This is a genomic window from Streptomyces sp. NPDC006435 (assembly GCF_040612315.1).
In the GTDB taxonomy this organism is placed as follows: domain Bacteria; phylum Actinomycetota; class Actinomycetes; order Streptomycetales; family Streptomycetaceae; genus Streptomyces.
This window is the reverse complement of the sequence record NZ_JBEXPY010000005.1, coordinates 130,436-142,919: the sequence shown is the minus strand read 5'-3', so window position 1 is coordinate 142,919 and position 12,484 is coordinate 130,436. Positions and strand designations below refer to the sequence as shown.

Sequence of the window (12,484 nt, the reverse complement as noted above, 5' to 3'; positions counted from 1 at the left end):
ATCAGGTCAGAATGCTCAGCCCTGGAGGGAGGCAACCTTGGAGGCCAGCGCCGACTTCTTGTTGGCGGCGGCGTTCTTGTGGATGACACCCTTCGAGACGGCCTTGTCGAGCGCGCGGGAGGCGTCGCGAGCGGCCGTGGTGGCCTTCTCGACGTCACCGGCGGCGGCAGCCTCACGGGCCTTGCGGATGGCGGTCTTGAGCGAGGACTTGACGGCCTTGTTGCGAAGGCGCGCCTTCTCGTTCGTCTTGTTCCGCTTGATCTGGGACTTGATGTTCGCCACGAAAAGAGCCTTTTCAGGTTCGTTGGATCTTCGATGTGCGCCCCACGGCCCGGAAGGGTCGCGAGACACAGCTGTCAACGGTACCAGCCCGGCTCCGACCGGCCCAAACCGGTCTCCGCCCCGCAACCATGGGACGATGGAGGCTACGTATCGATCCGACCGAACCGACATCGACCCGAGACACGGCGTTCGGCGTCTCAAGAATCAGGACCCTGCGTGCCCGCGACTCCTACCAACGTGCCCGAGCCGAGCCGTACCGACCCGGCGCTGATCCGCAACTTCTGCATCATCGCGCACATCGACCACGGCAAGTCGACCCTCGCCGACCGGATGCTCCAGCTGACCGGCGTGGTCGACCAGCGGCAGATGCGTGCTCAGTACCTCGACCGGATGGACATCGAGCGCGAGCGCGGCATCACCATCAAGTCCCAGGCGGTGCGTCTGCCCTGGGCCCCCACCACGGGCGAGGACCAGGGCCGCACCCACGTCCTCAACATGATCGACACCCCGGGCCACGTGGACTTCACCTACGAGGTCTCCCGTTCGCTCGCCGCCTGCGAGGGCACGATCCTGCTGGTCGACGCCGCGCAGGGCATCGAGGCCCAGACCCTGGCCAACCTCTACCTGGCGATGGAGAACGACCTCACCATCGTCCCGGTGCTCAACAAGATCGACCTGCCGGCCGCGCAGCCCGAGAAGTTCTCCGAGGAGCTGGCGAACCTCATCGGCTGCCAGCCGGAGGACGTGCTCAAGGTCTCCGCGAAGACCGGCGTCGGCGTGGACGCGCTGCTCGACCGGGTGGTCAAGGACGTCCCGGCCCCGGTCGGGGTGGCGGACGCCCCGGCCCGCGCGATGATCTTCGACTCGGTCTACGACTCGTACCGCGGTGTCGTCACGTACGTCCGTGTCGTCGACGGACAGCTCAACAAGCGCGAGCGCATCAGGATGATGTCCACCGGCGCCGCCCACGAGCTGCTGGAGATCGGGGTGTCCTCCCCGGAGATGACCCCGGCCGACGGCCTCGGCGTGGGCGAGGTCGGCTACATCATCACCGGTGTGAAGGACGTCCGGCAGTCCAAGGTCGGTGACACCATCACCTCCCTGAACAAGGGCGCGACCGAGGCGCTGGGCGGCTACAAGGACCCCAAGCCGATGGTGTTCTCGGGGCTGTACCCGCTGGACGGGTCGGACTACCCGGACCTGCGCGAGGCGCTCGACAAGCTCCAGCTCAACGACGCCGCCCTGGTGTACGAGCCGGAGACCTCCGCGGCCCTCGGCTTCGGCTTCCGCGTCGGCTTCCTCGGCCTGCTCCACCTCGACGTGATCCGGGAGCGCCTGGAGCGCGAGTTCGGTCTCGACCTGATCGCCACCGCCCCCAACGTGGTCTACCGCGTCGACATGGAGGACGGCAGCGAGCACACGGTCACGAACCCGAGCGAGTTCCCCGAGGGCAAGATCGACAAGGTGCACGAGCCCGTCGTGCGCGCCACGATCCTGGCCCCCAGCGAGTTCATCGGCGCGATCATGGAGCTCTGCCAGACCCGGCGCGGCACCCTGCTCGGCATGGACTACCTCTCCGAGGACCGGGTCGAGATCCGCTACACCCTGCCGCTCGCCGAGATCGTCTTCGACTTCTTCGACCAGCTGAAGTCCAAGACCCGTGGCTACGCCTCCCTCGACTACGAGCCCACCGGCGAGCAGACCGCCCAGCTCGTCAAGGTCGACATCCTGCTGCACGGCGACAAGGTCGACGCCTTCTCCGCGGTCACGCACAAGGACAAGGCGTACGCGTACGGCGTGCGGCTCGTCGCCAAGCTGCGCGAACTGATCCCGCGGCAGAACTTCGAGGTGCCGATCCAGGCCGCCATCGGCTCCCGGGTCATCGCCCGTGAGACCGTCCGCGCCATCCGCAAGGACGTCCTCGCCAAGTGCTACGGCGGTGACATCTCCCGTAAGCGGAAGCTGCTGGAGAAGCAGAAGGAGGGCAAGAAGCGGATGAAGATGGTCGGCAACGTGGAGGTGCCGCAGGAGGCCTTCATCGCCGTGCTGTCGACGGACGAGTCGGCCGGGGAGGGCAAGGGCAAGAAGTAGCCCGTCCGCTCCCGCCGGGTGACGGCCGAAGGGCCCCTGTGCCGCAGCACGCTGCGGCACAGGGGCCTGTTCGTTATGAAGCGGCGGCCCGTTGCCCCTTACGCGGCGGACGCGGGCGCTCTACCCTGATCACGACTTCGTAGTTACTCGCCAGTTAAACAAGCGGACCGGGCGCAGTCGGGACCGGCCCCGCGGGATCGGGCGGGAACGCACGGGATCCAGCAGGGAATCAGGCGTACGCGGGAACACGGGCGTACGCAGGAACGCAGACGTGTGCGGGGACGCGGACGTCTGCAGGAACACACGTAGGAACAAGCAGCAGCAGTCAGTAGCAATCAGTAGTAATCAGCGGTAATCAGCAGCCGGTCGTGAAGTACTGCCGCAGGCCCGGAGGACGTCGTGAGCGACACACTGACCTTGATCGAGAACCGACCGCCCTCCGTGGCGAATCTCTTCATCGACCGCGTGGCGGCCACCCCGGACGGGGAGGCGTACCGCTACCCCGTCCCCTCGGCCTCCGGCCAGGGCCCCGACGAGTGGAAGTCGCTGAGCTGGGCGCAGGCCGCCGAGCGGGTCTACGCCGTCGCGGCCGGGCTCATCGGGCTGGGCGTGCGGCCGGAGGAGCGGGTCGCGCTCGCCTCCAGCACGCGGGTGGAGTGGATCCTCGTCGACCTCGGCGTGATGTGCGCGGGCGCCGCCACCACCACGGTCTACCCGTCGACCAACTCCGAGGAGTCGGCGTTCATCCTCTCCGACTCCGAGAGCCGGGTGCTGATCGCCGAGGACGCCGGCCAGCTGGCCAAGGCCCGCGAGCGCCGCGCCGAGCTGCCGAACCTCGCCCACGTCGTCGTCATCGACCCCGAGGGCGCCGAACCCGTCGACGACGACCCCGAGGGCTGGGTGCTCACCCTGGCCGCGCTGGAGGCCCTCGGCCGGGACCACCTGGCGAAGAACCCCGAGGCGATCAAGGAACGCGTCGCCGCCATCACCTCCGACCAGCTGGCCACCCTGATCTACACCTCGGGCACCACCGGCCGCCCCAAGGGCGTGCGCCTGCCGCACGACAACTGGTCGTACATGGCCAAGGCCACCGTGTCGACCGGCCTGATCACCAAGGACGACGTCCAGTACCTCTGGCTGCCGCTCGCGCACGTCTTCGGCAAGGTCCTCACCTCCGGCCAGATCGAGGTCGGCCACGTCACCGCGGTCGACGGCCGGGTCGACAAGATCATCGAGAACCTGCCGGTGGTCCAGCCGACGTACATGGCCGCCGTCCCCCGCATCTTCGAGAAGGTCTACAACGGGGTCGCCGCCAAGGCACGGGCCGGCGGCGGGGCCAAGTACAAGATCTTCCAGTGGGCGGCCGGGGTCGCCCGCGAGTACGCCACGGTCTCGCAGGACAACTTCCGCCGCACCGGCAAGTCCTCCGTCCCGTTCGCGCTCGGCGCCAAGCACAAGGTCGCCGACACCCTCGTGTTCGCCAAGATCCGCGAGGCGTTCGGCGGCCGGCTGCGCGCCTGCGTCTCCGGCTCCGCCGCGCTCGCCCCCGACATCGGCTTCTTCTTCGCGGGCGCCGGCATCCACATCCTGGAGGGCTACGGCCTCACCGAGTCCAGCGCCGCCTCCTTCGTCAACCCGGGCGAGGCCTACCGCACCGGCACCGTCGGCAAGCCGCTCCCCGGCACCGAGGTCCGGATCGCCGACGACGGCGAGATCCTGCTGCGCGGCCCCGGGATCATGCAGGGCTACCACGGGCAGCCGGAGAAGACCACCGAGGTCCTGGAGTCGGACGGCTGGTTCCACACCGGTGACATCGGCGAGCTGTCCGTGGACGGCTACCTGCGGATCACCGACCGCAAGAAGGACCTGATCAAGACGTCCGGCGGCAAGTACATCGCCCCGGCGGAGGTCGAGGGGCAGTTCAAGGCGGTCTGTCCGTTCGTCTCCAACATCCTGGTGCACGGCGCGGACCGCAACTTCTGCACCGCCCTGATCGCGCTCGACGAGCCCACCATCCTCGGCTGGGCCGCCGAGAACGGCCTGGGCGGGAAGAGCTACGCCGAAGTGGTGGCCTCCCCGCAGGCCGTCGCGCTCATCGAGGGCTACGTGAAGCGGCTCAACGAGGGTCTGCAGCGCTGGCAGACCATCAAGAAGTTCCGGCTGCTGCCGCGCGACCTCGACATCGAGCACGGCGAGCTGACGCCCAGTCTGAAGCTGAAGCGGCCGGTCGTCGAGCGCGCGTACAAGGACCTCATCGACGACATGTACGCGGGGGCCCGCGAGGCGTAGCACCACGAGCACGCGGGGCCGCGGGACACCGGGCCGCGCGTGCTCGGGGCCCGTGGGGGCAGGACGCCCCCGCGGGCCGGCCGCACGGTGCGGCTGCCTTCCGTTCCGACACGCTCACTTTCTCTGCTCACTTCGGCAACTCGTTGCTTATGGGCATGGTCCATCTGTCACTCTGTCGGTGGCGTCAGCGCCGCCCGGCGAGAACAGACAACCGACCCGACGAGAACAGACAGCCAGAACGAGAACAGACAGAGCGAGAACAGGTCAGGAGCTGCACCGTGGGGTCAATTCCCTTGCAGCGGGACATCATCCAGCGTCCCGGAACTCCCGTCGGCCATGCGGATGCGCAGCCGGTCGCCCATACGTCCCTGCCCGGAAACCTCCTCGCGCCCTCCGCCGCACGCCGGTTCGTCCGGGCCGCGCTCGACGAGTGGGCCGGACTCGGACTGCCGGCGGCCGTGGGCTTCAGCGAGCGCCTGGCCGACGACGCCGAGGTCGTCGTCAGCGAACTGGTCACCAACGCCGTCGTGCACGCGGGGACCAACGTGGAGCTGCTCGCCCGGCTGGAGGAGGCCGTCGAGGGCGAATCCGCGGCCCTGGTGCTGGAGGTGTCGGACCATCACCCGGCCCGCGCCGTGCGCAGCGACCGGCCGGAGTCCGGCAGCGTGGCGGAGGCGGCGCAGAGCGCCACGGTCCTCGGCTTCGACGAACCCGCCGACCACGGCCGCGGGCTCCAGCTCGTCGGCACCCTCGCCGAACGCTGGGGCATCACCTACCGCACCGGCCTCAAGACCGTCTGGGCCCGGCTCCCCGTGGACGACTGGAGCCCGTTTCCGGAGCCGCCCACCGACCCCGGCCCGGGGTTCCAGCAGGGGCTGCGCGACGCCGAACTGCTCGCCCCCACGGCCCGCCGCGCCCTGCGCGACGACGCGGACTGGGCCGGCCGCGGCGCGCTCTCGTTCCTCGCCGAGGCGTCGGACCTGCTCGCCGGACAGCTCGACGAGGACATCGTCGCGGCCCTCTCCGGACAGTTACTGGTGCCCAGACTCGCCGACTGGTGCGCGATCTGGCTGGAACCCGAGAACGGCGGCCCCTCGGCCGTGCCCCGGCTCGCCAGCGTCTGGCACCGGGACGAGGCCGAGACCGCGCAACTGCGCGCCCTGCTGGAACAGGACCCGATCCGACTCCCCGAACGAGTCGGCACCGGGCCCGTCTCCATGCCCTGGCCCGGAGGGGAGGAGGACGCCGAGAAGCCCGAGGAACCCGAGGCGACCGCCCTCGCCTACCGGATCACCTCCGGCGGCCGGACGCTCGGCGCCGTGCTTCTGGGACGGGAGGGCCTCGTCCGCGTCCCCGACGAGGTGGCCGCGCTCATCGAGGACTTCGTGCGCCGGGTCGGCCTCGCCGTCGGCGCCGCCCGTGAGTACACCCGGCAGGCCACCATCAGCCGCATCCTGCAGCGCGCGCTGCTGCCCGGCAAGGTCGCCGACATACCCGGCGTCACCAGCTCGCTGGTGTACGAACCCAGCGACGACGGCGTCGTCGGCGGCGACTTCTACGACATCTTCCCGTGCCCCGGCGACCGCTGGTGCTTCGTCCTCGGCGACGTCCAGGGCAGCGGGCCCGAGGCCGCCGTCGTCACCGGCCTAGCCCGGCCCTGGCTGCGGCTGCTGGCCCGCGAGGGCTTCGGCGTCGGCGAGGTTCTGGACCGGCTCAACCGGCTGCTCCTGGACGACGCGATGGAGGCGGCCGAGGCCGCCGCGCTCATGGTGGCCGCGGCGGGCGGCCAGCAGACGGCGGACACCGGACAGTCCCGCTTCCTGTCCCTGCTGTACGGGGAGCTGGTGCCGCTGCCCGACGGCGGGGTGCGCTGCACGGTCGCCAGCGCCGGCCACCCGCTGCCGCTGCTGCTGCGGCCCGACGGCGAGGTGCGCCCGGCCGCCGAGCCGCAGATGCTGCTCGGACTCTTCGACGACGTCGCGTACGAGAGCCAGAGCTTCGAGCTGGCACCGGGCGACAGCCTGCTGTGCGTCACGGACGGGGTCACGGAGCGGCGCTGCGGGCCGCTGATGTTCGACGACGGGGACGGGCTGGCCCAGGCCCTGTCCGGCTGCTCCGGCCTGTCGGCGGACGGCATAGCGGACCGGATCAAGCGGGCCGTGCACGAGTTCGCCGAGCGGCCGCCCGACGACGACCTGGCCCTGCTGGTGCTCCAGGCGGGGTGAGCCGGGGCGGGCGGACGCGGGCTTCGTGCGGCCGGGGCCGGGGCGGCTCCGGCACGGCCCCGGCGCGGACGCGGACGCGGGTGGCGGACGGTACCGGGCCCCGTGCCCGCGGCCGGCGCCGGAGCCCCGTGAGCACGGCCGTGGCCCGCAGGCCCCGGGCGGCGAGTGACAATGGGCGGTATGCCTTCCGTACTCCCCGATGGTGAACCCGTACCCGACGACGGGGCGCTGCCCCGCCATGCCCTGGAAGGCGCCGCCGACCGGCCGCTCGGCTTCTACCTGCACGTCCCGTACTGCGCGACCCGCTGCGGCTACTGCGACTTCAACACCTACACCGCGACCGAGCTGCGCGGCTCCGGCGGTGCGCTGGCCTCCCGGGACAACTACGCCGAGCACCTGATCGGAGAGGTCCGCCAGGCCCGCAAGGTCCTCGGCGACGACCCGCGCCCGGTCCGCACGGTCTTCGTCGGCGGCGGCACGCCCACCCTGCTGGCCGCCGCCGACCTGGTCCGGATGCTGGGGGCGATCCGGGAGGAGTTCGGGTTCGCGGACGACGCCGAGATCACCACCGAGGCCAATCCGGAGTCCGTCGGTCCGGCCTATCTCGCCGAACTCCGCGAGGGCGGCTTCAACCGGATCTCGTTCGGGATGCAGAGCGCGCGGCAGCACGTCCTGAAGATCCTGGACCGCACGCACACGCCGGGACGGCCCGAGGCGTGCGTGGCCGAGGCCCGGGAGGCCGGCTTCGAGCACGTCAACCTCGACCTGATCTACGGCACGCCGGGGGAGTCCGACGACGACTGGCGGGCCTCGCTGGACGCGGCGATCGGGGCGGGGCCGGACCACGTGTCGGCGTACGCGCTGATCGTCGAGGAGGGCACGCAGCTCGCCCGCCGCATCCGGCGCGGCGAGGTCCCCATGACCGACGACGACGTCCACGCCGACCGGTACCTGATCGCGGACGAGGCGATGGCCGCGGCCGGCTTCTCCTGGTACGAGGTGTCGAACTGGGCCCGCACGCCCGAGGGCCGGTGCCTGCACAACGAGCTGTACTGGCGCGGAGCCGACTGGTGGGGCGCCGGGCCCGGGGCGCACAGCCACGTCGGCGGGGTGCGCTGGTGGAACGTGAAGCACCCGGGGGCGTACGCGCAGGCCCTGGCCGAGGGGCGCTCGCCCGGGGCCGGGCGCGAGATCCTCTCCGCGGAGGACCGCCGGGTCGAGCGGATCCTGCTGGAGCTGCGGCTCGTGGACGGCTGCCCGCTGTCCCTGCTGGCCCCGGCGGGGCTGGCCGCCTCCCGGCGCGCCCTGGCGGACGGCCTCCTGGAGCCCGCCCCGTACGAGCGGGGGAGCGCGGTGCTCACGTTGCGGGGGCGGTTGCTGGCGGACGCGGTGGTGCGGGACCTGGTGGACTGAGGGGGCACGGGACGGGGGCCTGTTCCCCTGCCCGCCCCTTCCCGTGACCGGGGGGCTCCGCCCGGGCCCCCGCTCCTCAATCGCCGGAGAGGCCTGTCGGGGGCGCCGTCACGAAGTCGATCAGGTGCTCCACCGAGCCCAGCAGGGACGGCTCCAGGTCCCGGTACGAGCGGACCGCGGACAGGATGCGCTGCCAGGCGGCGCCGGTGTTCTCCGGCCAGCCGAGCGCGCGGCACACACCGGTCTTCCAGTCCTGGCCGCGCGGCACCACCGGCCAGGCCGGGATACCCACGGAGGACGGCTTCACCGCCTCCCACACGTCGATGTAGGGGTGCCCCACCACCAGGACGTCCGCGCCCGACACCTGCTCGGCGATCCGGGACTCCTTGGAGCCGGGCACCAGGTGGTCGACCAAGACGCCCAGCTTGGCGTCCGGGCCGGGGGAGAACTCGCGCACGACGGCCGGGAGGTCGTCGACGCCCTCCAGGTACTCGACGACCACGCCCTCGATCCGCAGGTCGTCGCCCCAGACCCGCTCGACCAGCTCCGCGTCGTGCCGGCCCTCCACGTAGATCCGGCCCGCCCGCGCGACCCGGGCACGGGCCCCCGGGACCGCGATCGAGCCCGAGGCCGTGCGCGCGGGGCGCGCCGGGGCGGCGGCCGAGGGGCGCACGAGCGTGACCACCTCGCCCTCCAGCAGGAAGCCGCGCGGCTCCATCGGGAACACCCGGTGCTTGCCGAACCGGTCCTCCAGGGTCACCGTCGGCCCCTGGGCCGTCCTCTCGCAGCGGATCACCGCGCCGCAGAAACCGGTCGAGACCTCCTCCACGACCAGATCGGGCTCGGCGGGGACCTCGGGAACGGGGGCGGACCTCTTCCACGGCGGGGTCAGGTCGGGCTGGTAGCTGCGCATCGGACGACGATAGGACGACCGCGGGTCACGACACGCCGAAGCGGTCGGCCAGTCGTCCGCGCTGTTCCCGTACGAACGCCGCGTCCACCACCGCCCCGTGCCCCGGTACGTACACGGCGTCCTCGCCGCCCAGCTCCAGCAGCCGGTCCAGGGCGGCCGGCCAGCGGGCCGGGTGCGCGTCCGAGCCCGCCTGCGGCTCGCCGGACTCCTCGACCAGGTCCCCGCAGAGCACGATCGCCGGGGAGCCGGGCACGACCGCCACCAGGTCGTGGCCGCTGTGCGCCGGGCCGACGTCGACCAGCAGCACCTCGCGCCCGCCGCCCAGGTCGAGCGTCCACTCCCCGCACACCTGGTGCCGCGGCACCACCAGCGCGTCGACGGCCTCCGTCGCGTCGTGCTCGGAGACCCCCTGACGCACCGCGGAGACGCGCAGGCCCTCCGCCTCGCGCCGCATCGCCTCCGCCGTGCCGGACGCCCCGTACACCTCGGCGCCGGAGAACGCGGCGGTGCCCAGCACATGATCGAAGTGGGGGTGGCTGAGTGCGATATGCGTCACCCTCCGGCCCAGCAGCGCCTGCGCCTGGGACCGGAGTTCCGCGCCCTCGCGGAGTGACGAACCGGTGTCGTACAGCAGCACTCCGTCCGCTCCGGCCACCAGCGCGACCGTCGCGTCCCAGCCGGGAAGGCGCCGCCTTCCCGCTCCGTGACCGAGTCGCTCCCAGCCGAACTCTTCCCAAGAGGCGTTCATGCCGCGACGCTATCGGCAACCACCTGCGAAAGTCTCGCGGTGGTGTGGCCGGTCGCCCTTGCTAGGCCCCCACTCGGCCGCCGTACACTGACCGGGGGATTGCTGGCACTCGCGATGACAGAGTGCCAGGGGGATTCCCGGGTAAAGACACCGGGAACACCCGGGGACCGACCGAGGAAACACAGCTGGAGGTGTGCGCGATGCTCAGCGAACGCAGACTCGAAGTGCTTCGTGCCATCGTCCAGGACTACGTCGGTACCGAGGAGCCCGTCGGCTCCAAGGCGCTCACCGAGCGGCACAAGCTGGGTGTCTCCCCGGCGACCGTCCGCAACGACATGGCGGTGCTGGAGGACGAGGGCTTCATCGCCCAGCCCCACACCAGCGCGGGGCGCATCCCGACGGACAAGGGCTACCGGCTCTTCGTCGACAGGCTCGCGGGGGTCAAGCCCCTCTCGTCGCCGGAGCGCCGTGCCATCCAGAACTTCCTCGACGGCGCGGTCGACCTCGACGACGTCGTGGGCCGCACCGTACGGCTGCTCGCGCAGCTGACCCGGCAGGTCGCCATCGTGCAGTACCCCTCGCTGACCCGGTCGACGGTGCGGCACGTGGAACTGCTCTCGCTGGCACCCGCCCGGCTGATGCTCGTGCTCATCACGGACACCGGCCGGGTGGAGCAGCGGATGATCGACTGCCCCGCTCCGTTCGGCGAGACCTCTCTCGCCGATCTGCGGGCCCGGCTCAACAGCCGTGTCGTGGGACGCCGTTTCACGGACGTCCCGCAGCTGGTGCAGGATCTGCCGGAATCCTTCGAGAGCGAGGACCGGGGAACCGTGTCCACCGTGCTCTCCACCCTGCTCGAAACCCTCGTCGAAGAGACGGAGGAGCGGCTGATGATCGGCGGCACCTCCAACCTCACCCGCTTCGGGCACGACTTCCCCGTGATGATCCGGCCGGTGCTGGAAGCACTGGAGGAACAGGTCGTGCTGCTGAAGCTGCTCGGCGAGGCCAAGGACTCGGGCATGACCGTACGTATCGGGCACGAGAACGCCCATGAAGGGCTCAACTCCACGTCCGTCGTCGCGGTCGGCTACGGTTCGGGCGACGAGGCAGTCGCCAAACTCGGCGTGGTCGGACCGACCCGCATGGACTACCCCGGAACGATGGGAGCGGTACGCGCAGTGGCACGTTACGTCGGACAGATCCTGGCGGAGTCGTAAGTGGCCACGGACTACTACGCCGTACTCGGCGTGCGCCGCGACGCATCTCAGGACGAGATCAAGAAGGCATTCCGCAGGCTCGCCCGCGAGCTGCACCCGGATGTCAACCCCGATCCGAAGACCCAGGAGCGGTTCAAGGAGATCAACGCCGCCTACGAGGTGCTCTCGGACCCGCAGAAGAAGCAGGTCTACGACCTCGGCGGCGACCCGCTGTCCGCCTCCGGCGGCGCGGGAGCGGGCGGATTCGGGCAGGGGGGCTTCGGCAACTTCTCCGACATCATGGACGCGTTCTTCGGCACGTCGCAGCAGCGCGGGCCCCGCTCGCGCACCCGGCGCGGCCAGGACGCGATGATCCGGCTGGAGATCGATCTCGCCGAGGCGGCGTTCGGCACCACCAAGGACATCCAGGTCGACACGGCCGTCGTCTGCACCACGTGCAGCGGCGAGGGCGCCGCGCCCGGCACCTCCGCGCAGACCTGTGACATGTGCCGCGGCCGCGGTGAGGTCTCCCAGGTCACCCGGTCGTTCCTCGGCCAGGTCATGACCTCGCGGCCCTGCCCGCAGTGCCAGGGCTTCGGCACGGTCGTGCCGACCCCGTGCCCGGAGTGCGCCGGTGACGGCCGCATCCGGTCCAGGCGCACGCTCACCGTGAAGATCCCCGCCGGTGTCGACAACGGCACCCGGATCCAGCTCGCGGGCGAGGGCGAGGTCGGCCCCGGCGGCGGCCCGGCCGGCGATCTGTACGTGGAGATCCACGAGTTGTCGCACGCGGTGTTCCAGCGCCGCGGCGACGACCTGCACTGCACGGTCACCATCCCCATGACGGCGGGCGCGCTCGGCACGAAGGTGCCGCTGGAGACGCTCGACGGCCTGGAGGAGGTCGACATCCGGCCCGGCACCCAGTCCGGCCAGTCGGTGCCGCTGCACGGCCGCGGCGTCACGCACCTGCGCGGCGGCGGGCGCGGCGACCTGATCGTGCACGTCGAGGTGATGACGCCGACGAAGCTGGACCCGGAGCAGGAGCGACTGCTGCGGGACCTGGCGAAGATGCGGGGCGAGGAGCGGCCCACCGGCCAGTTCCAGCCCGGTCAGCAGGGGCTGTTCTCCCGGCTGAAGGACGCCTTCAACGGACGCTGACGGCTCCCGACCCTCCGTCCGGACCGGGACGGGCCCGCTCGACGGGCCCGTCCCGCGTTCGTGTCCGGGGAGCGTACGTGGACGGGGCGGGGCGTGCCCGGGGAGCGTCCGGGGCCGTACCGCATTCGGCTCCGCAGGCGCCCGGGGCCGTCCCGCGCCGGGCTCCGCA

General features: G+C 71.5%; 9 protein-coding genes. 6 read left to right on the top strand and 3 right to left on the bottom strand.

Going from position 1 to position 12,484, the window contains the following annotated elements; genetic code table 11:
• Positions 1-15 precede the first annotated feature (15 nt).
• The gene (gene rpsT / locus ABZZ04_RS08260; protein WP_124717766.1) at positions 16-282 is read right to left on the bottom strand and encodes a 30S ribosomal protein S20; all 267 of its coding nucleotides are present in this window, start codon (positions 280-282) and stop codon (positions 16-18) included.
• Between the two features lie 216 nt (positions 283-498).
• Between rpsT and lepA the strand changes: the two genes are divergently transcribed.
• From lepA to hemW, 4 genes are all read left to right on the top strand, one after another.
• Complete coding sequence (gene lepA / locus ABZZ04_RS08255) at positions 499-2,373, top strand: translation elongation factor 4 (RefSeq protein WP_356931387.1); 1,875 nt, start codon at positions 499-501, stop codon at positions 2,371-2,373.
• Positions 2,374-2,772: 399 nt separating this feature from the next.
• The gene (locus tag ABZZ04_RS08250) at positions 2,773-4,662 is read left to right on the top strand and encodes an AMP-binding protein (protein ID WP_356931386.1); all 1,890 of its coding nucleotides are present in this window, start codon (positions 2,773-2,775) and stop codon (positions 4,660-4,662) included.
• Between the two features lie 293 nt (positions 4,663-4,955).
• On the top strand, positions 4,956-6,887 hold the full coding sequence (locus ABZZ04_RS08245; protein WP_356931521.1) for an ATP-binding SpoIIE family protein phosphatase: 1,932 nt from the start codon (positions 4,956-4,958) through the stop codon (positions 6,885-6,887).
• 171 nt (positions 6,888-7,058) lie between these two features.
• Entirely contained in the window at positions 7,059-8,300 is a 1,242-nt protein-coding gene (gene hemW, locus ABZZ04_RS08240) for a radical SAM family heme chaperone HemW (protein WP_356931385.1), read from the top strand.
• Positions 8,301-8,376: 76 nt separating this feature from the next.
• On the opposite strand, the gene ABZZ04_RS08235 is transcribed toward hemW, so the two are convergent.
• Both ABZZ04_RS08235 and ABZZ04_RS08230 read right to left on the bottom strand, forming a co-directional pair.
• Positions 8,377-9,213: a DUF3097 domain-containing protein gene (locus tag ABZZ04_RS08235; protein WP_356931384.1), complete on the bottom strand. Its 837-nt coding sequence runs from the start codon at positions 9,211-9,213 to the stop codon at positions 8,377-8,379.
• A 25-nt stretch (positions 9,214-9,238) separates the two neighbouring features.
• The gene (locus ABZZ04_RS08230) at positions 9,239-9,961 is read right to left on the bottom strand and encodes an MBL fold metallo-hydrolase (protein ID WP_356931383.1); all 723 of its coding nucleotides are present in this window, start codon (positions 9,959-9,961) and stop codon (positions 9,239-9,241) included.
• Between the two features lie 200 nt (positions 9,962-10,161).
• Between ABZZ04_RS08230 and hrcA the strand changes: the two genes are divergently transcribed.
• Both hrcA and dnaJ read left to right on the top strand, forming a co-directional pair.
• The gene (hrcA, locus tag ABZZ04_RS08225; RefSeq protein WP_356931382.1) at positions 10,162-11,178 is read left to right on the top strand and encodes a heat-inducible transcriptional repressor HrcA; all 1,017 of its coding nucleotides are present in this window, start codon (positions 10,162-10,164) and stop codon (positions 11,176-11,178) included.
• Positions 11,179-12,315, top strand: a complete 1,137-nt coding sequence (gene dnaJ / locus ABZZ04_RS08220) for a molecular chaperone DnaJ (RefSeq protein ID WP_356931381.1) — start codon at positions 11,179-11,181, stop codon at positions 12,313-12,315.
• The last annotated feature ends 169 nt before the right edge of the window (positions 12,316-12,484 follow it).